Below are 22269 nucleotides of genomic sequence, written 5' to 3'. Positions count from 1 at the left end.
TCATGAAGCGCAAGCATTTCAAGCATGGGACGTCGCAGCCGGCCGTGCGCCAGTGGTGGGCGGGTCCTGCCGCGTTCCTGGCCAGCATGCTGGCCCTGCCGGTCAACGCCGGCATCGTAATTCCCGATGACCCCCTGACCACGGCGGCGCGCGTGGCCCCCAACATCCTGTTCATCTTGGATGACTCGGGGTCGATGGCCTGGCGCAACATGAACAACCAGGATGTCACCGAGATCACCGGCCCCGGCTCGTTCAGCAGCCGGCCCGATGCCAACGGTGTGTCCACGGGTACCAGCGTCACCAGCGAGACGCTGGACAACTCCAAGTTGTACATGCAGAGCTACGCGACCAACACGCTGTATTACAACCCGGCGGTGACCTACAAGCCGTGGATGGATGCCGATGGCAACCGGCTGACGGGCGGCATGAACTATACGGGGGTCTACAGCAGTGACCTCGTGGTAACGCATTCCGGCGCCGGGACCAATGGTGGTTCGAAGGACCTGTCGGCCAACATCCAGACGTTCTACGTACCGAAGAACACCGCCAACAGCAGCGCGTCCTATCTCTCCAGCGTGTCCAATTACTACCGCTACCAGATCCTGCCCGGCAACGGCGGAATCATGCGCGGTGTCTACGGCACGGTGGTGACCACCGCCAGGCAGACGGTGCAGGTGGGGGGCAGCAATACGGCCACCGGCACCCTTTCCAACAACACGGCCGTCGACAACCGGCTGGCCTCCGTGTCCGCGGATGTGGTGCTTGAGATCACCATCGAGAACACCAGCTCGAACAATTCCCGGACCCTCAACTACTCGGTTTACGACCCCTCCGGCAATACCGTCTGCTCCGGCATTTCCAGGCCCAACAGTTCCGGATTCTGCCAGGTGCCCGCGACCGTCGCCGGCCAATACACGGTCAGGGTGCAGCGCGCGACCAACAACAGCACTGGCTACCAGATTTCCGCGCAGCGCTACACCACCAACAGCTGTGATGGACAGAACAGCGGCTATGGCTGGATCGACTGCACTGCGGCGCTGCCTGCATCGCGTACGGGGTCGGGTAATACGGTGGCGGACGAGAAGGCCAACTTCGCCACGTGGTATTCCTATCACCGCACCCGCACCAAGGCGGCCAAGGCCGGTGCCGCCGAGGCATTCAGCCCCCTGAACAGCAAGGTGCGTGTCGGGTTCCGCACCATCTGGGGGCGCAACACGTTCGACATCCCGGTCCGTGACGGCAACGACGGACGCTTCGTCAACAACGTGGCCGATCCCAGCGTGGCCGGCAGCACCAGCACCACCTCCCGCTCCACCTGGTACAACCGCCTGTTCGCCGCCGGTGCCAGCAACGGCACGCCGCTGCAGCAGGCGTTGGACGATGCCGGCACCTATTTCAGCCGCTCCGATTCGAGCGGTCCGTATGGCCCGGAGGCGGGCAGCGACCAGCTTTCCTGCCGGCAGAACTTCGCGATCCTGACCACCGATGGTTACTGGAACACCTCCACGGTCGACAGCGGCAACGCCGACGGCACCAGTGGCAGCACCATCAAGGGGCCCAAGGGCAAGACCTATACGTACACGCCGGCCGCGCCGTTCAGCGACAGCTATTCCAGGACCCTGGCCGACGTGGCGATGAGGTACTGGAAGACGGACCTGCGCACCGAAGACTACATGGGGAACACGACCCGGCCGGACAACAACAATGTGCCCACGACGGACGCCGACCCCGCGTTCTGGCAGCACATGGTCACGTTCGGCATCTCGATCGGCCTGAAGACCACCATGGGCTGGTCGAGCGTCGACAGCGTGCCGGCGAACCCGGCCTGGCCGGACCCGGATACCTCCAACCCGGGCACGGACAACGCACGACGCATCGACGATCTGCTGCATGCGGCGGTCAATGGCCATGGCCAGTTCGTGTCCGCATCCAGTCCTTCCGAGTTCACTGCCGGCCTGGGCAAGGCGCTTGCGGCGATCGCCCAGCGCACCGGGTCGTTCTCCAACGTCGCCACCAACTCCGCATCGCTCAATGCAGGTTCCAGGGTGTTCAGCGCCAGCTACGTCTCCGGCACCTGGACCGGCACCGTGAAGGGGCAGCCGGTAACGCGTGATGGCCTCGGTGCGGGCTGGACGTCCAGCATCCCGTCGCTGGCGGCCCGCAAGGTATTTACTTCCACCACGACGGATGCAGGTGCGACTTTTCCCACGGCCAGTCAGCAGACGGCATTGGCCCGCGTGGGTGGGCCGGCCGACTACGCGGTGACCGGGGCGGACAACGCCGCATACATCAAGGGAGACACCAGTCGAGAGGAGCGCAATGGTGGCCTGCTGCGCAACCGGCCCAGTACCGTGTTGGGTGACATCGTCGGCTCCTCCCCGTTCTACGTCCCGGAGACGAATACCCTGTACGTGGGCGCCAACGACGGCATGCTGCATGCTTTCGATGGCACCAGCGGCCAGGAGTTGTTCGCCTATGTGCCCCGCATCATCAATTTCACCCAGCTCGCCACCCTGAGCCGGGGTGATTATTCGCACAAGTTCTTCGTCGATGGTCCGGTGGTTGTCACCGAGCGCGCGTTGACGCCCAACAAGAACATTCTGGTGGGCAGCCTGGGCAGGGGAGGCAAGGGCCTCTTTGCGCTTGATGTATCCGCACCGGCGTCGGCCACCGCGACGAGCGTGGCTCTGTGGGAACGTCAGGACACCCCCGGTGGCAACATGGGCCAGGTGCTGGGCAGGCCCATCCTGGCCAATGTCCAGGGCACAAGCGCTGCGGCGGTGGTTTTCGGCAATGGCGTCAACAGCAGTCACGACCGGGCTGTGCTCGTGGTGATGAACGCGCAGACCGGCGCCGTCATCCGCGAGATCGACACCGGCGCGGGTTCGTCCGCCGCGCCCAACGGCCTTTCCGCGCCGACCGGTGTCTATGGTCCCGATGGCAAGACTCTGGCCTACGTGTATGCCGGGGACATGCTCGGCAACGTGTGGAAGTTCGACCTGACCGATACCTCGTCTGCTGCCTGGACCGCGACCCGGCTGTTCACGGCCCAGGACGCGACCGGCAAGGCGCAGCCGATCAGTGCCGGCGTCACTGTCGCGACGCACCCGTGGACCAACAAGCGCTGGATATTCTTCGGTACTGGTCGCTACCTCACCACCGAAGACGCGGATTCCAGCAACGTCAGCGTGCAGAGCATGTACGGTTTCATCGACTCGGGTGCGGCGGTCAGTCGTTCCGACCTGACCCGGCGCACCGTCCAGGTGACGTCGGGCACATCGAGTGGATACCCGGTGCGCGCCTTCGAAGGCAGGACCAGCCTGCCCATCAGCTCCAAGGGCTGGTATATCGACCTACCCGATGCGGGGGAGCGGATCGTGCAGGATGCCCAGGTGGTTTCCACCTACCTGGTTACCGCCAGCATGATACCCACAGGTAATGCCTGTGATGCCGATGGTCGCGGTTACGTCAATGCGCTGGATGCCTTCACCGGCACCAGCGCCGCCAGCTCGTATTTCGATCTGGACAAAAACGCGGGCACCGACGATACGATCAGTGGCCTGCCGGTCGGCTCGGTGGATGCAGGCGTGGGCATGCCTACCCTGCCGAACGTGATGCGTGGCGTCATGCTGGTGGCGGGCAGCAATGGTGAGATCCAGGCCCTGCCGGTTAAACCACCGCGTTGGGAGCGGGTATCGTGGCGCGACCTGAAGGGAGATTGAGAATGAAGAGTGGACGATATGCCCGGGAATCCGGCTTCAGCCTGATCGAGTTGATGGTGGTGGTGGCGATACTGGCGATACTGGCCAGTATCGTGCTGCCCAGCTACAACAACCACGTGCGCAAGACGCGCCGGGCGGCCGGTGCGGCATGTGCGGCGGCGGTGGCGCAGAGGCTGGAGCGCGTATACACGACCGACCTGAGCTACGCGGCTGCACCGAACATCGCCACGTTGACCGCTTCGTGCGATAGCGACGCGCTGCGTTACTACAGCCTGCAAAGGCAGGTCCAGGCACGGACATACACAGTGTCCGCCGCCCCGAAGGGCGCCCAGTCGGGTGATTCGTGCGGGACGTTGAGCATCAACCAGCTGGGCGTGAAATCCCCGAGCAGCCCTGGCTGCTGGTAATCCGGCAGCGTGGCACGTGTGGGGGAGCGTGGGCCGACAGGGAAGTCGGCCAGATAAATAAAAAAGCCTGCGAGTGATCGCAGGCTTTTTTATTTATCTGGCGCCCGAAGTTGGACTCGAACCAACGACCCCCTGATTAACAGTCAAGTGCTCTAACCGGCTGAGCTATTCGGGCGGGGAGGCGCATTCTACGCAGCGCCGCAGGGGCATGCAAGTCCCCGGTGCCCGTATCGGGCTGCTTTCGGCGGAGCACGCTTCAGCCTGGACAGGCCCGCGGCGTCTTCGGGCGCTCGCTGCGTGCGCGGCCGGCGTTGTTGACGATGACCGCTGCCAGCAACTGCCCTTTGGCGTTGCAGAGCGAAAAGGTCAGGTTGCTGCCAGCGCTGCGGCCGTCGGGCAGGTAGCGGACCTGCCTGCGTCCGGCGGAGCTGACCACCCGCAGGTGGTGCGACGCCGGGTGGATGTCCTGCCGCACGATGTCGCCCGGGGTATCGGGCTGGCGGTTGCCGTCGCGATCGAGGAACAACAGCCAGCCACTGCTCCAGTCGGTCGAGCGCGCGCAGGTGATGCCATCCGTGGAGGGGCAGAGCGCGGCGGTGCTGCGCCTGCTGACCGCGGTGAGGCGGGCCAGGGCGAGGTTGTTGAGCAGCGCGTAGGTCGCCGCGCGGGTGCGTTGCCGTTCGATCAGGCCGTCCATGGACGGCAGGGCGATGAGGGCAAGGGTCGCCAGGATGAAGGCGCCGACCAGCATTTCCACCAGGCTCATGCCCCGCGGGTGCGGGCACGATGGGGCAGGGAGTGGGGTGAGGGGCGTCCAGGCCATGTCCGGCTTTCCCATGGAGCGGCGCGCGGCGCGCCTGCAGTCAGACTGGACGGTGGCGGCGATGGCGGGAATCGGCCGCAGGGGCCGGCTGGCATGGGAAACATCCTCAGCCGGCCGTCATCCGTGCGCTGGCTATACTTGGCGGTCCATATCGCCGGCGCCGCCATGTCCGACCGCTTCCAGCTCGTATCGCCCTATTCGCCGGCAGGCGACCAGCCGGCCGCCATCGCCAGGCTCGTCGCCAACTTCGAGGCGGGCATCGCCAAGCAGACCCTGCTGGGCGTGACCGGCTCGGGCAAGACCTACACCATCGCCAACGTGGTGCAGCAGATCCAGCGGCCGACCCTGGTGATGGCGCCGAACAAGACGCTGGCGGCGCAGCTGTACGGCGAGTTCAAGTCGTTCTTCCCGCACAACGCGGTCGAGTACTTCGTCAGCTACTACGACTACTACCAGCCCGAAGCCTACGTGCCGGCCTCGGACACCTTCATCGAGAAGGACAGCTCGATCAACGAGCATATCGAGCAGATGCGGCTCGCCGCCACCAAGACCCTGCTGTCGCGGCCCGATGCGCTGGTGGTGGCAACGGTGTCGGCCATCTATGGCCTCGGTGCGCCCGAGGACTACCTGTCGCTGCGGCTGATCCTGTCCAAGGGCGAGCGCATCGACCAGCGCGACTTGATCAACCACCTGACCCAGTTGCAGTACACCCGCAACGAATACGAGCTGCAGCGCGGCACCTTCCGCGTGCGCGGCGAGGTCATCGACGTGTTTCCCGCCGAATCGGACAGCGAGGCGGTGCGCATCGAGCTGTTCGACGGCGAGGTCGAGCAGTTGAGCATGTTCGACCCGCTCACCGGGGAAAGCCTGCGCCGGATGCAGCGCTACACGATCTATCCCAAGACCCATTACGCCACCACCCGCGAACGGGTGCTGGCGGCGATCGAGACGATCAAGCTCGAGCTGAAGGAGCGGCTGGAGCAGCTGTACGCGCAGAACAAGCTGGTCGAGGCGCAGCGCCTGGTGCAGCGCACCCAGTTCGACCTGGAGATGATGGCCGAGGTCGGCTACTGCAGCGGCATCGAGAACTACTCCCGGCACCTGACCGGCAAGGCCGCCGGCGAGCCGCCGCCGACCCTGTTCGACTACCTGCCGCCGGACGCGTTGCTGGTGATCGACGAATCGCACGTGACCATTCCGCAGATCGGCGCGATGTACAAGGGCGACCGTTCGCGCAAGGAGACGCTGGTGGAGTTCGGCTTCCGCCTGCCGTCGGCGCTGGACAACCGCCCGCTGCGGTTCGAGGAGTGGGAGGCGCGCTCGCCGCGCAGCATCTACGTATCGGCCACCCCCGGGCCCTACGAGCTGCGTGAATCCGGCGACGAGATCACCGAGCTGGTGGTGCGCCCGACCGGTCTGGTCGACCCGCAGGTCGAGATCCGGCCTGTGGCCACCCAGGTCGACGACCTGATGTCCGAGTGCCACGAGCGCATCCGCATGGGCGACCGCGTGCTGGTCACCACCCTGACCAAGCGCATGGCCGAGAACCTCACCGAGTACCTGGGTGAACACGGCATCCGCGTGCGCTACCTGCACTCGGACGTGGATACGGTGGAGCGGGTGGAGATCATCCGCGACCTGCGCCTGGGCAAGTTCGACGTGCTGGTCGGCATCAACCTGCTGCGCGAAGGCCTGGACATGCCGGAAGTCTCGCTGGTGGCGATCCTGGACGCGGACAAGGAGGGCTTCCTGCGTTCGACCGGCTCGCTGATCCAGACCATCGGTCGCGCCGCCCGCAACCTGCGCGGCAAGGCGATCCTCTATGCCGACAGGATCACCCGCTCGATGCAGGCGGCGATCGACGAGACCGACCGTCGCCGCCAGAAGCAGGTGGAGCACAACGAGGCGCACGGCATCGTGCCCAGGTCGGTGGCGCGGCCGATCACCGACATCCTCGAGGGCGCGCACGAGGAGGGGGCGGCCAAGTCCGGTGGCAAGGGCAAGGCCCGCCGCGTGGCCGAGCCGGACGCCGAGTACGGTGCGCTCGATCCGGCCCAGGCGGCGGCCCGCATCAAGGTGCTGGAGCAGCAGATGTACCAGCACGCGCGCGACCTGGAATTCGAGGATGCGGCGCGGGTGCGCGACCAGATCCGCCGCCTGAAGGAAGCGAGCCTGGGGTGAGCGGATGCGGCGCTGCCATGGCGCGACGGCTGCGGAAAACGGCGCGGGCAGGGCGATGTGAAAATTTTTTCGGAAACCTGTTGCTCTCCCCGCATCGCTGGCATAAGATACGCGCCCTCGCAGCAAGCAATTGATTGCGACGCGAAGGGCGGTTAGCTCAGCGGTAGAGCACTACCTTGACATGGTAGGGGTCACAGGTTCGAACCCTGTACCGCCCACCACTCCGGTAAGGGGTGGATCAATGACCCGGCAGATGCCGGGTTTTTTGTGGCCGTCGTCCGCTCGCGTGGTGTGCCGGCAGCCGGTCTCCCGGCCTGCCTTGCCCGGTTCTCCCGCTGTTCGTCGCGAGGGCGTGTGGCGTCCTGCCGGCGCCGTTGGGCGCGGGTGAGCGGGATGAGGCGAAATGGCCGCGATTGGTTTACCATCGTGCCCGACCTCCTTCCGGAAAAGGTGGCCCGCGGAAACGCCGGCCGAGCGTGCGACATGAGCACTACCCACTCCTGACGCCAGATTCCGCCACGGCCCTGCAGCAGGCGCCTTCGTGGCGCTTTTTTATTGCCCCGGTTTTCCGCAGGCGCGTTCCCGCATCGCGTGCTCCGCGATCCGCCGCGACCGGCGGGCCCCCACCCAGGTGAAGCCATGATCAACATCACTCTCCCCGACGGCAGCATCCGTCAGTTCGAAAATCCGGTCAGCGTCATGGACGTGGCCCAGTCCATCGGCGCCGGCCTGGCCAAGGCCACCATCGCCGGCGCGGTCGATGGCGTGCTGGTCGACGCCAGCGACGTCATCGACCACGACGCCGCGCTGCGCATCATCACCGCCAAGGACGAGGAGGGCGTGGAGATCATTCGCCACTCCTGCGCGCACCTGGTCGGCCACGCGGTCAAGCAGCTGTACCCGGACGTGAAGATGGTGATCGGCCCGGTCATCGCCGAGGGCTTCTATTACGACATCTATTCCGAGCGCCCGTTCACGCCCGAGGATATGGCTGCGATCGAGAAGCGCATGGGCGAGCTGATCGCGCAGGACTATGACGTGATCAAGAAGATGACGCCGCGCGCGGAAGTCGTCGAGATCTTCAGGGCCCGCGGCGAGGACTACAAGCTGCGCCTGATCGAGGACATGCCCGCCGACATCCAGGCCATGGGCATGTACTACCACCAGGAATACGTGGACATGTGCCGCGGCCCGCACGTGCCCAACACGCGCTTCCTCAAGGCGTTCAAGCTGACCCGCATCTCCGGTGCCTACTGGCGCGGCGACGCCAAGAACGAGCAGCTGCAGCGCATCTACGGCACGGCCTGGGCCGACAAGAAGCAGCTCGAGGCCTACATCAAGCGCATCGAGGAAGCCGAGATGCGCGACCATCGCCGCATCGGCAGGCAGCAGGAGCTGTTCCACCTGCAGGAAGAGGCGCCGGGCCTGGTGTTCTGGCACCCGAAGGGCTGGGCGCTGTGGCAGGTGGTCGAGCAGTACGTGCGTCGCGTCTACCGCAGCAGCGGATACGGTGAGGTGCGCTGCCCGCAGATCCTGGACGTGAGCCTGTGGAAGAAGTCCGGCCACTGGGACAACTACCAGGACAACATGTTCTTCACCGAGTCGGAGAAGCGCACCTACGCGGTCAAGCCGATGAACTGCCCGGGTCACATCCAGGTGTTCAACCAGGGCCTGCACAGCTACCGCGACCTGCCGATCCGCTACGGCGAGTTCGGTGCCTGCCACCGCAACGAGCCGTCCGGCGCGCTGCACGGCATCCTGCGCGTGCGCGGCTTCACCCAGGACGACGGCCACGTGTTCTGCACCGAGGAGCAGGTGGAGTCCGAGGTCCGCGCGTTCCACGCCCAGGCGCTGAAGGTCTATGCCGATTTCGGCTTCGAGGACATCCAGATCAAGATCGCGCTGCGCCCGGAATCGCGCCTGGGCGACGACGCCACCTGGGACAAGGCCGAAGACGCCCTGCGTTCGGCGCTGTCCAGCTGTGGCGTGGAGTGGCAGGAACTGCCGGGCGAGGGTGCCTTCTACGGCCCGAAGATCGAGTATCACCTGAAGGACGCCATCGGCCGGACCTGGCAGCTGGGCACCATGCAGGTGGACTTCATGATGCCGGGCCGCCTCGGTGCCGAATACGTCGACGAAAACAGCCAGAAACGGCACCCGGTGATGTTGCACCGGGCCATCGTGGGCTCGATGGAGCGCTTCATCGGCATCCTCATCGAGCACCATGCCGGTGCGTTCCCGACCTGGCTGGCGCCGGTGCAGGTGGTGGTGGCGAACATCACCGATGCCCAGGCTGAATACGTTCAGCAGGTTCGCAAAACCCTTGCGGAGCAAGGGTTCCGGGTCACTGCCGATTTGCGGAACGAGAAGATCGGCTATAAGATTCGCGAGCATACGCTGCAGCGTGTGCCGTATCTGCTGGTGGTCGGCGACCGCGAGAAGGAGAACGGCGCGGTGGCGGTACGCACCCGTTCGGGCGAGGATCTGGGCAGCATGTCGCTCCAGGCCTTCATCGAACGCCTGCAGGCGGAACACAGGCAGTAAGCATCCAGCCCCGGTCCCCGCGGACGCTCCGCCGGGGCCGGTTCGATTCCATCCGGAGATTGCAATATCAGTACCCCTGACAACAAGCAGAATCGTCGCAACCACGAAATCCGCGTGCCGCGCGTGCGCGTGATCGGCAGCGACGGTGAGATGATCGGCGTGTTGACGCGCGACGAAGCGCTGTCGATGGCCGAGGATGAGGGCTTGGACCTGGTCGAGATCCAGCCGCAGGCCGATCCGCCGGTCTGCAAGATCATGGACTTCGGCAAGTTCAAGTTCGAGCAGCAGAAAAAGGCCAACGAGGCCAAGAAGAAGAGCCGCCAGGTCGAGATCAAGGAAGTCAAGTTCCGTCCGGTCACGGACGAGGGCGACTACCAGATCAAGCTGCGCAAGATGCGTGGTTTCCTCGAGGAAGGCGACAAGGTCAAGGTCAACATCCGCTTCCGTGGCCGTGAGATGAGCCACCAGGAACTGGGGCGCGAAATGGCCGGCCGCATCGAGGCGGACCTGGGCGAGGACATCGTGATCGAATCGCGCCCGCGCCTGGAAGGCCGGCAGATGGTCATGATGATCGCGCCGAAGAAGAAGTAACGGCGCCGCGGCCTGGCCGCCGCCGTGCCGGTGGATGGGGAGGGGGTGATCCCGGTTTCCCGTCCCGCGTTCATGTGCCTGGGTCCTCGGTCGCCTGCGATTGCATGTGCGCCGGCTCCGGGGCATAATGGGCGGCCCGGTTCGCCGGGTTTGTTGTTTGCAGCACCCAACAGGACCTGCCTGCCTCCATCGGGAGCGCGGGCTTCAAGCAGGCAAGGGCAAGGATGGAAAGCGTGGTCCAGACCACCGCCCGGCCAGTAAAAAAGAGACCATCAAGGACATAGCAATGCCCAAGATCAAGACCAACCGGGCGGCGGCCAAGCGTTTCCGCAAGACCGCTTCCGGCAAGTACAAGGCTGGCCACGCCAACCGTAGCCACATCCTCACCAAGAAGGCGACCAAGCGGAAGCGTAACCTGCGTCAGACGAACCACGTCCGCGCGGAAGACGCAGGCCGTCTGGACCGCATGCTGCCCTACCTCTGAGGAACTGAACCATGGCACGAGTTAAGCGTGGTGTGCAGGCGCGCCGCCGCCACAAGAAGATCATCAGCCAGGCGAAGGGCTACTACAATGCCCGCCGCAAGGTTTTCCGCGTCGCCAAGCAGGCGGTCATCAAGGCGCAGCAGTACGCCTACATCGGCCGCAAGCAGAAGAAGCGCAATTTCCGTTCGCTGTGGATCACCCGCATCAATGCGGCTGCCCGCATCAACGGCATGAGCTACAGCCGTTTCATGAACGGCCTGCTCAAGGCCGGCATCACCCTGGACCGCAAGGTGCTGGCGGACATCGCCGTGCACGACGCGGCGGGTTTTGCCGCGCTGGCCGAGAAGGCCAAGAGCGCGCTGGCGGCATAAGTCCTTCTCCTGCCGGCGCGGTCCACCCGCGGCGGTGGTGAATGAGGCAATGCATGGGGAAGGGCGCAAGTCCTTCCCCATTTCTTTTTCCAGCTTGGCCGTTCCCTTCTCCCGTGGGAGGAGGCGCCCCGAGGGGCGGATGAGGGCGCGCCGCAGGAGCCCGCGGCAGTCGCGGGGTTGAACGCGTCGCCGCGCCGGATTGGAATGCAATCCGGCGTCGGCGCCCGGGCAATCCGACTACGCTAGGATGCGCTCGTGCCCTCACCTCAGTCTTCTTCCGCCGGGAGAGGGCCGGGAGCTCCGGGATGTCCCCCGGCGCGGAACGCGTGAGGCGACCCATCCGAGATCTGTCGATCCATGAGTGACATCCAATCCCTGACCGCCCAGGCGCTGGCCGACGTGGCCGCGGCGCAGAATCCGGAAACCCTGGAAAACCTGCGTGTCGCCCTGCTGGGCAAGAGCGGCAGCATCACCGCGCAGCTCAAGCAGCTGGGTGCATTGCCGGCCGACGAACGCAAGGCGGCGGGCGAGGCGATCAACCGGGCGCGCGACGCGGTGTCGGCCGCGCTGGGCGAGCGCAAGGCGCTGCTGGAGAACGCGGCGCTGGACGCGCGCCTGGCCTCCGAGCGCATCGATGTCACCCTGCCGGGGCGCGATGGCGGGCGCGGTGGCCTGCATCCGGTCACGCGCACCCTGGAGCGCATCACCGGGATCTTCGGCCGGCTGGGCTACGAACTCTCCGAAGGCCCGGAAATCGAGGACGACTGGCACAACTTCGAGGCGCTGAACTTCCCGCCGCACCACCCGGCGCGCGCCATGCACGACACCTTCTACTTCGGCGACGGCCGCCTGCTGCGCACGCACACCTCCGGGGTGCAGGTGCGCTACATGGGCGACCACCGCCCGCCGCTGCGCATGATCGCCGCCGGCAAGGTCTACCGCAGCGACAGCGACCAGACCCACTCGCCGATGTTCCACCAGGTCGAGGGTCTGCTGGTGGACGAGCATTCCACCTTCGCCGACCTCAAGGGCACGCTCAGCGAGTTCGTGCGCGCGTTCTTCGAGCGCGATTTCGAAATGCGCTTCCGCCCCAGCTATTTCCCGTTCGTGGAGCCCGGCGCGGAAGTGGACATCGCCTGGCAGCAGCCCGACGGCAGCACCCGCTGGCTGGAAGTGCTGGGCTGCGGCATGGTGCACCCGAACGTGTTGCGCAACTGCGGCATCGATCCGGAGCGCTACACCGGCTTCGCCTTCGGGCTGGGTGTGGAGCGCTTCGCGATGCTGCGCTATGGCGTGAACGACCTGCGCGCGTTCTTCGACAACGACGTGCGTTTCCTGCGCCAGTTCGCCTGAGGCGCGGCAGCAGGTTCCCACAGGCATACACGGCGGGCGATGGCCCGCACAACGGATCGAGCAACGATGAAATTCTCCGAAAACTGGCTGCGCAGCCATGTCCCCACCGACGCCTCGCGCGACGCGCTGAGCGCGGTGCTGACCGCCATCGGCCTGGAGGTCGAGGAAGTGACGGCGTTGGGCCAGGGCCTGGACCACGTGGTGGTGGCACGCATCGTCGAGGCGGTGCGCCATCCGGAGGCCGACCGCCTGCAGGTGTGCAAGGTCGATGCGGGCCAGGGCGAACTGCTGCAGATCGTCTGCGGTGCGCCGAACGCGCGCCCGGGCCTGGTCGCGCCGCTGGCCCTGGTCGGCGCGCAGATCGGCGAACTCCGGATCAAGCCGGCCAAGCTGCGTGGCGTGGAATCCAACGGCATGCTGTGCTCGGCCAGGGAACTGGGCCTGGACAGCGACGCCTCCGGGCTGCTGGAGCTGCCGGATGACGCGCCGCTGGGCGCGGCGCTGGTCGACTACCTCGGCCTGCCCGATGCCAGCATCGAGATCAAGCTCACGCCGAACCGCGCCGACTGCTTCAGCGTGCGTGGCATCGCCTTCGACGTCGCCGCCGCCACCCGCAGCGAAGTGAAGCCGTTCACCGCCGACGCGGTGCCGGCGCAGGCCACGCGCGAGCTGGCCATCACGCTGCAGGCCGGCGCCGAGGCGCCGCGCTATCTGGGCCGCGTGATCGAAGGCGTCGATGCGCGCGCGGCCACGCCTTCGTGGATGGCCGAGCGCCTGCGCCGCAGTGGCGTGCGCCCGGTGTCGCTGCTGGTGGACATCACCCAGTACGTGATGCTGGAGCTGGGCCAGCCGATGCATGCCTACGATCTGGATACGCTCAAGGGCGGTATCGGCGTGCGCCGCTCGCGCGCCGGCGAAACCCTGAAGCTGCTCGATGGCCGTGACGCGACCCTGGACGACAGCTTCCTGGTGATCACCGATGCCGACCGCCCGGTCGGCCTGGCCGGAATGATGGGCGGCTTCGATACCCGGGTCACCGACGCCACCGGCAACGTGTTCCTCGAGGCCGCGCACTTCGCCCCGGCGGCGATCATGGGCCGCGGCCGCAAGCTGGGCCTGCACACCGATGCCGGGCACCGTTTCGAGCGCGGCGTCGATCCGCAGCTGCCGCGCACCGCGATCGAATACGCCACCCGCCTGGTGCTGGACCTGGCCGGTGGCGTGCCGGCGCCGGTCACCGAGGCGGTGCGCGAGGCCGACCTGCCGGCGGCGGCCACGATCCTGCTGCGCCGCGAGCGCATCGCGCGGGTGCTGGGTATCCGCATCGATGATGCCGAGGTCGAGCGCATCCTGCGCGCGCTGGGCATGGGGGTGGCGCCAGCAGCCGACGGCTGGAGCGTCACCGCGCCGAGCCGGCGCTTCGATATCGCCATCGAAGAGGACCTGATCGAGGAGCTCGCGCGCATCCATGGCTACGAGCAGATCCCGACCACGCTGCCCGCCGGCGCGGCGCGCATCGCCATGCCCAGCGAAACCCGCCTGGACGAGCTGAGCGTGCGTCGCCAGCTGCTGGCGCGCGACATGCTGGAAACCATCAACTACGCCTTCGTCGATGCACAGCTGCTGGACAATTGGTCGCTGCTGGACGGCCGCGTGGCGCTGGCCAATCCGCTGTCGGCGGAGCTGGCGGTGATGCGGCCGTTGCTGCTGCCGGGCCTGGTGGCAACGCTGGGCCGCAATGTCGCGCGCCAGGCCGGCCGCGTACGCCTGTTCGAGCTGGGGCGCGTGTTCGCGCAGCAGTCCGGCGACGCCTGGCAGGCACCGCGCGAGACCGTGCGCGTCGCCGCCGCCGTCTGCGGCGACGCCGCGGCGCTGCAGTGGGGCGAGAAGGCGCGCAAGGTGGATTTCCACGACCTCAAGGGCGACCTGGAATCGCTGGCGGCCGCTGCCGGTGCACGCCTCGAGTTCCGGGTCGCGCAGCACCCGTTCGCGCACCCGGCGCGATCGGCCGACGTCTACCGCGACGGCCGCCGCATCGGCTGGATCGGCCAGCTGCACCCGCGCCTGGCCGCGGCGATGGAGATCGACGTCGAGGTGCTGGCGTTCGAGCTGGACCTGGAGCCGCTGGCGGCGCGTGCGCTGCCGCGCGCCGGCGAGCTGTCGCGGTTCCCGGCGGTGCGCCGCGACCTGGCCGTGGTGGCGGCCGAAGCGGTCGAGTGGGAGGCGCTGTCGGCGACCATCCGCCAGGCCGCGGGCAGCCTGCTGCGGGAGGTGGTGCTGTTCGACCGCTATGTCGGCCAGGGCGTCGAACCCGGATTCAAGAGTCTGGCTATGGGCTTGATTTTGCAGGACACCTCGCGCACTCTGACGGACCGCGACGTGGACGCCGTGGTCGCCTCCGTGGTGGCTGCCGTCGAGCGTGAACACGGCGCCAGGATCCGGGGTTGAAGCACAGGTAGCAGGGAACAGGCATGGCATTGACCAAGGCGGAGATGGCCGACCGGTTGTTCGACGAGGTCGGCTTGAACAAGCGCGAGGCCAAGGAGTTCGTCGATGCGTTCTTCGACGTGCTGCGCGATGCATTGGAACAGGGACGCCAGGTGAAGCTGTCCGGCTTCGGTAATTTCGACCTGCGGCGCAAGAACCAGCGCCCGGGCCGCAATCCCAAGACCGGGGAGGAGATTCCGATTTCCGCCCGCACGGTGGTCACCTTCCGTCCGGGCCAGAAGCTCAAGGAGCGGGTGGAGGCATATGCTGGATCCGGGCAGTAACCGCGAACTTCCGCCGATTCCGGCCAAGCGCTACTTCACCATCGGTGAGGTGAGCGAGCTGTGTGACGTCAAGCCGCACGTGCTGCGCTACTGGGAAACCGAGTTTCCCAGCCTGGAGCCGGCCAAGCGCCGCGGCAACCGCCGCTACTACCAGCGCCATGACGTGCTGATGGTGCGGCAGATCCGCGGCCTGCTGTACGAACAGGGCTACACCATCGGCGGTGCCCGCCTGCGCCTGGAAGGCGAGGGCGCGCGGCAGGAGTCGGCACTGAGCAACCAGATCATCCGCCAGGTGCGCATGGAGCTGGAGGAAGTGCTGCAACTGCTGCGACGTTGACCGCTTCGGCGGCAATACGCGTATAATCGCCGGCTCGCCACCACGGTGGCGGCATGCAGTAACGATCGGGGCGTAGCGCAGCCTGGTAGCGCATCTGCCTGGGGGGCAGAGGGTCGTCGGTTCGAATCCGGCCGTCCCGACCAATTACTGTTTGTGGATCAACGGCTTGCACTTCACAGTGCAGGCCGTTTTTCGTTGTGCCCTCCAGTGCATCTCCGTGGGGCGACACACGATGCACGCTGCCTGGTAGCACGTGTGCCGGCCGGCTCGACCGCAAGCGGTCGTGTGGCGCGCCGCTGCGTCGCCAGCCACGGCCCGTTCGTGCGCGTGGCCTGCGGTGTACGACGCGCCGCGCCATCACCGCGCGCACGCGCGGTGCCCTGAGCGCGCCTGCCGGCGGCTGGACGTACGTCGCAACGCGCTCGTGCCGGGCCGGGCGCCAGCGCCCGCCGGCTTAACGCGCGGGTGCATGGAACCGGCTAAGGTCGCGCCTTTCCCGGAGGCCAGGAACGGACATGCGCGTTGCCCGATGGAGTGTGCTGGTGGGGCTGTGGCTGTTTTCGCTGCCGCCCGTGCATGCCGCGCAGTCCGCGGAGCCTGGCAGCGCGCCGGCCACCGCACCGATCCGCGACCTGGACACTTTGGTGGTGCACGGCGTGCAGCCCGGGCCGGGGTTGTGGAAGGTCAGCAAGGACGACCACGTGTTGTGGATCCTGGGCACCGCGTCGCCGCTGCCCGACCGGATCCAGTGGCAGTCGGGCGAGGTGGAAGCGATCATCGCGCGTTCGCAGCAGGTACTGCTGTCACCGTCGCTGTCGTTCAATGCCGACGTCGGCTTCTTCGGCATGCTGGCATTGGCGCCGGCCGCGTGGAAGGCGATGCGCAACGAGGATGGCGCGACGCTGGAGGATGTGCTGCCGCCAGCGCTGCATGCCCGCTGGCAGGCGCAGAAGCGCCGCTACCTGGGGCGCGACGGTGGCGTCGAGCGCAAGCGGCCGATGATCGCCGCCAACGAACTGTACGCGGCAGCGATCAAGTCGGCCGGGCTGGGGCAGAAGCCGGTGATCTGGCCGGTGGTGGAGAAGGCGGCCAAGGCCGCCGGCATCAAGCCGACCTCGACGACGCTGAAGTTCGAGATCGACGACCCGAAGGCGGCCATTCGCGAGTTCCGTGCCGGCGGTTTCGATGACCTGGCCTGCTTCGAGCGCAAGCTGGTGTCGGTCGAGCGCGACCTGCCACGGCTGGTGGAACGCGCCAATGCCTGGGCGGTCGGCGACATCGAGGCATTGCGCCAGCTGCCGCTGGAAGACGCCGACGGTGCCTGCCTGCGCGCCGTGGCCGATTCCGGGTTCGCCCGCAACCGGGGTTATGGCGACCTGCGCGAGCGTGGATACCGGCACTGGATGACGATCGCCGAGGACGCGCTGCGCCGGAACAACGAAACCTTCGCGATGTTGCCGGTCGACAGCCTGCTGGCGGCCGATGGCTACCTGGCCCGGCTGCAGGCGCGTGGGTATGAAGTGGAGACGCCCTGACCCGGCGCGGCTCAGCTGGTCGCCAGCAGCCCGGTGACCGCCAGCACCAGGAACAGCACCGTCAACGCGCCGAACAGCAGCGGGCGGGCGCGGAAAGGGGCGGCGGGGCGCTGTTCGATGCGGGCAATGCTGGTGCGCAGGATGAGCCCGGCGGGGAAACCATTGCGGGCCATGGTGTCGTCACAGGCGTCGGTGCAGGCATTGCATTCGATGCATGAGTCGTTGCGGCCATTGCGGATGTCCAGCCCGATCGGGCAGGCGCGGACGCAGGCGTCACAGTCGGTGCAGTCGCCCAGATGGGCGTCGCTGAAGGTCGGGCGCGGGCCGGCGCTGGCCGGGTGCGCGGCGCGGAACACGTAATCGCGTGCGGTTACCGGGTCCAGCAGGCCGCGCGCGCGCTGCATCACGCTGCCGCCGCCGGCGGGACGCGCGCCGCGCGGTTCGCCGCGCCGCGCGTCGTAATGGATCGAAGGGGTGAAGGCGTCGGTCAGCCACGGCTGCACGCGGCCATACGGGCACAGGTAGGTGCAGACCTGTTCGTGCAGGAACAGTACGTTGGCCCAGGTGGCCGCAGCGTAGAAGGCGATCCAGAATGCCTTCCAGCCGCCGATCGCGAAAGCGGGCAGGCCGCTGACAAGTTCGCCGATCGGCGAGAAATAGCCGACGAAGGTAATGCCGGTCCACAGCGATACCGCGGCCCACAGCGCATGCCGCAGCACCGCTTCGGCGCGTGCGCCGGCCCATCCGTTGAGCGCGGTGACGCGCCGCACTGCGCGGTGCAGGCGGGTCAGCACGGTCTGCGGGCAGGCATACGCGCACCACAGCCGGCCATACAGGCTGGTGACCAGGCATAGTGCGGCCAGCCCGGCCAGTGCCAGCCACAGCAGCGGCACGACGGCGTCGGTACGCAGGCCCAGGCCGAAGAAGTGGATGCGGCGGGCCTCGACGTCGAACAGCAGCAGCGGCGCATCGTGCCAGCGCAGCCACGGCATGCCGTAGAACAGGCCCAGCATCAGCGCCAGTACCAGCCATTGCGCGACATGGCGCCGTTGCACCGGTGCCCCGCGTGCGGGCGCGGCCGGGTGCACGGCGGCGGAGTAGCCGGGGCGCTGGACGCTGTTCATTCCAGCGGCAGCTCGTCATCGCCCGCGGGCGGGCGCAGCAGCAGGGCGGTCACGCTGCAGGCGCTGAACGTACCCAGCCACGCCAGGAAAAAGCCGGCGGTGTAGCCGAGGCCACGGCTGATCACGCGGTCCGGGAAGCCGATGCGCTGCAGCTCCAGCGGGTCGAAGAAGGCGAAGAACAGCACCGATGCGACCACCGCGACGAAAAAGCTCGGCCACAGCACCGCGCCCAGCTTCTGTACCGGGGAGGGGCGCGGAGGGGACGAGGTGTCGGGGTCGATCATGGTGACATCGGACGCGGGGCCTGGCGGGCGTACAATCGGCGTTCGCCGCTTCGCCGGCGCGGCGCCAAAGGCGGGGGTGGAGATGCCGTCAGCCTAGGCAGCCCGGCGCCGGGCAGCCTTGATCTGGATCAAGCCGTGCCCGGAAGCCGTTCAGCACAATGGCCGCCAGGCGAGGAGTTCTGCAGCGATGAACGATGGGCGCGTGCCGCAACCGGCAGCGGATCTGTGCAGCGAGGAAGAGATCGACCGCCTGGTGCGCGCGTTCTACGGCCGGGTGCGCCAGGACGATCTGCTGGGCCCGGTGTTCGAGGCCCATGTCCACGACTGGGAGGCGCACATGCGGCACCTGGCCGATTTCTGGTCGGCGCTGCTGCGTGGCACCCGCCGTTTCCAGGGCGCGCCGATGCAGAAGCACATGGTGATTGACGAGCTGCGCGAGGAGCTGTTCGCGCGCTGGCTGCAGCTGTTCCGGCAGACCACGGCCGAGCTGGGCAACGTGCCGATGCAACGGCTGGCCGACGATGCCGCCGAGCGCATCGCCGGCAATTTCTGGCGCCGCTTCCAGATGTCGCGCTGGCCGACGCTGCAGGTGCTGGGCAGTAGCGGGGAGTAAGTGAAGAGGAGTGAGTAGTGAGAGGGATCAAGAGCGATCTCTGCCTGCGCGGAGATGATGGCTCTGCCTTCTCTCATTTCTCACTCCTCTTCACTCACTCATGCCCCATTGATCTGGCTCAAAGCGTCAGCCGGTGACACGGCGCATGCTGCGCCGCATGGACACGACCACCGCATTTCCCGACCCGCTGGGCTGGACCTTCGACCCGGATATCCTGCGCCGCCATGATCGTCCGGGGCCGCGCTATACCTCCTATCCCACCGCGCCGCACTTCCACGACGGCTACGGCACCGGGCAGTTCCGCGAGGCGATCGCGCGCAGCAATGCATCGGCGCGGCCGCTGTCGCTGTACGTGCACGTGCCGTACTGCACCAGTCCGTGCTTTTACTGCGGCTGCAACCGGGTCATCAGCCGCGACCGCGACAAGGGCGCACCGTACGTGGACCGCGTGCTGGCCGAGGCGGACCGGGTGGCGCCGCTGTTCGCGGCCGGGCGCGAGGTCACCCAGCTGCACTTCGGCGGCGGCACCCCGAACTTCCTCGAGCCGGAACAGCTGTCGCGCCTGGTCGAGGGGCTGCGCCAGCGCTTCCGCTTCAGCAGTGATGCCGGCCGCGATTTCTCCATCGAACTGGACCCGCGCTCGGTCAGTCCGGACGACATCGCCGTGCTGGCGCAACTGGGCTTCAACCGCGCCAGCCTCGGCGTGCAGGACTTCGACCCGGCGGTGCAGCAGGCGATCAACCGCGTGCAGGGGGTGGACGAAACGCTGGCGATCATCGACGCCTGCCGCCGCCATGGCCTGCGCTCGGTCAACGTCGACCTGATCTACGGCCTGCCGAAGCAGACCCTGGAAGGCTTCGCGCGCACGCTGCAAACCGTGCTGGCGGTGCGCCCGGACCGGCTGGCGATCTACGGCTACGCGCACATGCCGCACCTGTTCAAGGCGCAGCGGCAGATCGTCGATGCGGACCTGCCCGACGCCGAACGCAAGCTGGCGCTGCTGGGGCTTGCGGTGGAGCGGCTCTCGGCCGCCGGCTACCAGTACATCGGCATGGACCATTTCGCGCTGCCGGAAGAAGACCTGTCACGCGCGCAACGCGCCGGCAGCCTGCACCGCAATTTCATGGGTTACACCACCCATGCCGAGACCGACCTGCTGGGCCTGGGGGTCAGCGCCATCAGCCGGATCGACAACAGCTACAGCCAGAACCCGCGCGACCTGAAGGACTGGGAGGCACGGATCGATGCCGGTGGGCTGCCGGTGTGGCGCGGGCTGGAGCTGGATGCCGACGATGTACTGCGCGCCGAGCTGATCCAGCAGCTGATGTGCCATGGGCGCGTGGATGGTCACGCCTTGGCGGCGCGCCACGGCATTGATTTCGAGCAGTACTTCGCCAGCGAACTGGCGGCGCTGCAGCGCCTGGCCGCCGACGGGCTGGCGCGGTACCACGACGGCGTCGTCGCCGCGACCCGGCAGGGGCGGCCGCTGCTGCGCCTGATCGCCATGTGCTTCGACCGTTACCTGCAGGCGCCGCAGCAGCCCGCGCGCTACTCGCGGGCGATCTGAACGCCGCTGCGGCGCGTGGCCGGCACGCGGCGGCCACGCCCGCCGCGGGATCGGCCGCCGAAGTCCTGCCGCGATGGCGGGACCCGCCCGTGCAGCAGCGTCGGATTCACAAGCGCGGCTCGATCAGGCACGCTATCGCGATGCCCGGATGGCGAAACTGGTAGACGCATCGGACTTAAAATCCGCCGGGGGCAACCCCATGCCGGTTCGATTCCGGCTCCGGGCACCAGCCATGCAACCTCGAGGGATGGGATGAGCGCCGACATTTCCGCAGCCAGTGCGCCGCGCATCGCCGTCATTGGCCTGGGCTATGTCGGCCTGCCGCTGGCGGTCGAGTTCGGGCGGACGCTGGACACGCTTGGCTACGATATCGACGCCGGGCGCGTGGCCGAACTCCGCCAGGGCCATGACCGCACGCTGGAGCTGGATGCCGCCGAACTGGCGGCGGCCACCTGCCTGCGCTATTGCGCCGACGCCGCCGAACTGGCCCGGTGCAACGTGTTCATCGTCACCGTGCCCACGCCCATCGATGCCTGGGAGCAGCCCGACCTGGAGCCGTTGCGCGGCGCCAGCCAGCTGATCGCCGGGGTGCTCAAGCGCGGCGACCTGGTGATCTACGAATCCACCGTCTACCCCGGTACCACCGAGGAAGTCTGCGTGCCGTTGCTGGAGCAGGGCTCGGGCCTGCGCTTCAACCAGGATTTCTGGTGCGGCTACAGCCCGGAGCGGATCAATCCGGGCGACCGCCAGCGGCGCCTGCCGGACATCCGCAAGATCACCTCCGGTTCCACGCCGGAAGCGGCCGAGGTGGTGGACGCGCTGTACCGGCGCATCATCGCCGCCGGCACCTGGCGCGCGCCCTCGCTGCGCGTGGCCGAAGCGGCCAAGGTGGTGGAGAACATCCAGCGCGACGTCAACATCGCCCTGGTCAACGAACTGGCCCTGATCTTCGACCGGCTCGGCATCGATACGCTGGACGTGCTGGAAGCGGCCGGCACCAAGTGGAACTTCCTGCCGTTCCGGCCGGGCATGGTCGGCGGCCACTGCATCGGCGTGGACCCGTATTACCTGCTGCACAAGTCCGAGAGCGTGGGTTACCACCCGGACCTGATCCACACCGCGCGCCAGGTCAACAACCGGGTGGTCGCACACGTGGTGGCGCGGGTGGACGCGCTGCTGGCCGACAAGGGCAAGGCACTGCGCGGGGCGCGGGTGCTGGTGCTGGGGGTGACGTTCAAGGAGGACTGCCCGGACCTGCGCAACAGCCGGGCGCTGGACCTGGCACGCCTGCTGGCCGGGCAGGGCGCGCGGGTGGATGCGTTCGATCCATGGGCCGATGCGGACGAGGCCGAACGCGAGTCCGGCCTGAAGCTGGTCGACGCCCCTGCGCACGGCCAGTACGACGCGGTGGTGCTCGCGGTGGCGCACCGCCAGTTCCGCGAACTCGATGCCGCGCGTATTCGAGCGCTGGGCGTGGCCGACATGGTGGTGTACGACGTCAAGTCGGCGTGGCCGCGGCACGTGGTGGACGACCGGTTGTAGAATCCGCCATCCCCGGTCAC

At 67.4% G+C, this 22269-nt stretch carries 18 protein-coding genes and 4 tRNA genes; 18 read left to right on the top strand and 4 right to left on the bottom strand.

The genetic code is table 11. From position 1 onward, the window contains the following. Positions 1–2: 2 nt before the first annotated feature. Positions 3–3722, top strand: coding sequence for a PilC/PilY family type IV pilus protein (locus MKP15_RS00850; protein ID WP_240211479.1), 3720 nt, complete (start codon positions 3–5; stop codon positions 3720–3722). A gap of 2 nt (positions 3723–3724) precedes the next feature. Beyond that, on the top strand, positions 3725–4129 hold the full coding sequence (locus MKP15_RS00840) for a type IV pilin protein (RefSeq protein ID WP_275692431.1): 405 nt from the start codon (positions 3725–3727) through the stop codon (positions 4127–4129). 98 nt (positions 4130–4227) lie between these two features. On the opposite strand, the gene MKP15_RS00835 is transcribed toward MKP15_RS00840, so the two are convergent. Next, positions 4228–4304 (bottom strand) — tRNA-Asn (locus MKP15_RS00835). Between the two features lie 81 nt (positions 4305–4385). Beyond that, the gene (locus MKP15_RS00830; protein WP_240211478.1) at positions 4386–4895 is read right to left on the bottom strand and encodes a GspH/FimT family pseudopilin; all 510 of its coding nucleotides are present in this window, start codon (positions 4893–4895) and stop codon (positions 4386–4388) included. 222 nt (positions 4896–5117) lie between these two features. On the opposite strand from MKP15_RS00830, the gene uvrB reads away from it, so the two are divergent. From uvrB to MKP15_RS00770, 12 genes are all read left to right on the top strand, one after another. Beyond that, positions 5118–7133, top strand: a complete 2016-nt coding sequence (uvrB, locus tag MKP15_RS00825; protein WP_240211477.1) for an excinuclease ABC subunit UvrB — start codon at positions 5118–5120, stop codon at positions 7131–7133. A gap of 146 nt (positions 7134–7279) precedes the next feature. Continuing rightward, positions 7280–7354, top strand: a tRNA-Val gene (locus MKP15_RS00820). Between the two features lie 418 nt (positions 7355–7772). Next, positions 7773–9677 carry a threonine--tRNA ligase gene (thrS, locus tag MKP15_RS00815; protein WP_104938513.1) on the top strand — a complete coding sequence of 635 codons (1905 nt, stop codon included), beginning with the start codon at positions 7773–7775 and terminating at the stop codon, positions 9675–9677. Between the two features lie 66 nt (positions 9678–9743). Next, entirely contained in the window at positions 9744–10268 is a 525-nt protein-coding gene (gene infC, locus MKP15_RS00810) for a translation initiation factor IF-3 (RefSeq protein ID WP_225546736.1), read from the top strand. 286 nt (positions 10269–10554) lie between these two features. After that, positions 10555–10752: a 50S ribosomal protein L35 gene (gene rpmI / locus MKP15_RS00805; RefSeq protein WP_010342861.1), complete on the top strand. Its 198-nt coding sequence runs from the start codon at positions 10555–10557 to the stop codon at positions 10750–10752. 11 nt (positions 10753–10763) lie between these two features. Then, the gene (gene rplT / locus MKP15_RS00800; protein ID WP_054664681.1) at positions 10764–11123 is read left to right on the top strand and encodes a 50S ribosomal protein L20; all 360 of its coding nucleotides are present in this window, start codon (positions 10764–10766) and stop codon (positions 11121–11123) included. A gap of 357 nt (positions 11124–11480) precedes the next feature. Beyond that, on the top strand, positions 11481–12476 hold the full coding sequence (locus MKP15_RS00795) for a phenylalanine--tRNA ligase subunit alpha (protein ID WP_104938514.1): 996 nt from the start codon (positions 11481–11483) through the stop codon (positions 12474–12476). 66 nt (positions 12477–12542) lie between these two features. Beyond that, positions 12543–14924 (top strand): phenylalanine--tRNA ligase subunit beta, encoded by a 2382-nt coding sequence (pheT, locus tag MKP15_RS00790; RefSeq protein ID WP_240211476.1) that lies wholly within the window; start codon positions 12543–12545, stop codon positions 14922–14924. Between the two features lie 23 nt (positions 14925–14947). Further along, entirely contained in the window at positions 14948–15247 is a 300-nt protein-coding gene (locus MKP15_RS00785) for an integration host factor subunit alpha (RefSeq protein ID WP_054657702.1), read from the top strand. Next, on the top strand, positions 15228–15584 hold the full coding sequence (locus MKP15_RS00780) for a MerR family transcriptional regulator (protein ID WP_054664690.1): 357 nt from the start codon (positions 15228–15230) through the stop codon (positions 15582–15584). Before MKP15_RS00785 ends, MKP15_RS00780 begins: the two co-directional genes overlap by 20 nt. A gap of 66 nt (positions 15585–15650) precedes the next feature. Continuing rightward, positions 15651–15727 (top strand) — tRNA-Pro (locus MKP15_RS00775). A gap of 372 nt (positions 15728–16099) precedes the next feature. Continuing rightward, positions 16100–17119, top strand: a complete 1020-nt coding sequence (locus tag MKP15_RS00770; protein WP_240211475.1) for a TraB/GumN family protein — start codon at positions 16100–16102, stop codon at positions 17117–17119. Positions 17120–17130: 11 nt separating this feature from the next. Here the strand turns inward: MKP15_RS00770 and MKP15_RS00765 are convergent, their stop codons facing one another. Both MKP15_RS00765 and MKP15_RS00760 read right to left on the bottom strand, forming a co-directional pair. Then, on the bottom strand, positions 17131–18243 hold the full coding sequence (locus tag MKP15_RS00765; RefSeq protein WP_240211474.1) for a 4Fe-4S dicluster domain-containing protein: 1113 nt from the start codon (positions 18241–18243) through the stop codon (positions 17131–17133). Beyond that, positions 18240–18527, bottom strand: a complete 288-nt coding sequence (locus MKP15_RS00760) for a hypothetical protein (protein WP_104938518.1) — start codon at positions 18525–18527, stop codon at positions 18240–18242. Before MKP15_RS00760 ends, MKP15_RS00765 begins: the two co-directional genes overlap by 4 nt. A 187-nt stretch (positions 18528–18714) precedes the next feature. Between MKP15_RS00760 and MKP15_RS00755 the strand changes: the two genes are divergently transcribed. The 4 genes from MKP15_RS00755 (at position 18715) to MKP15_RS00740 (ending at position 22249) form a co-directional block, all read left to right on the top strand. After that, the gene (locus MKP15_RS00755) at positions 18715–19140 is read left to right on the top strand and encodes a group III truncated hemoglobin (protein ID WP_240211473.1); all 426 of its coding nucleotides are present in this window, start codon (positions 18715–18717) and stop codon (positions 19138–19140) included. A 157-nt stretch (positions 19141–19297) separates the two neighbouring features. Continuing rightward, entirely contained in the window at positions 19298–20707 is a 1410-nt protein-coding gene (hemN, locus tag MKP15_RS00750; RefSeq protein WP_240211472.1) for an oxygen-independent coproporphyrinogen III oxidase, read from the top strand. Positions 20708–20849: 142 nt separating this feature from the next. Continuing rightward, a tRNA-Leu gene (locus MKP15_RS00745) sits at positions 20850–20936 on the top strand. A gap of 23 nt (positions 20937–20959) precedes the next feature. Further along, positions 20960–22249: a nucleotide sugar dehydrogenase gene (locus MKP15_RS00740; protein WP_240211471.1), complete on the top strand. Its 1290-nt coding sequence runs from the start codon at positions 20960–20962 to the stop codon at positions 22247–22249. The last annotated feature ends 20 nt before the right edge of the window (positions 22250–22269 follow it).

Source organism: Stenotrophomonas sp. Y6 (assembly GCF_022436665.1).
Classification (GTDB): domain Bacteria; phylum Pseudomonadota; class Gammaproteobacteria; order Xanthomonadales; family Xanthomonadaceae; genus Stenotrophomonas; species Stenotrophomonas acidaminiphila_A.
Note: the sequence above shows the minus strand (reverse complement) of the source record. Positions and strands in the feature narration are given on the sequence as shown.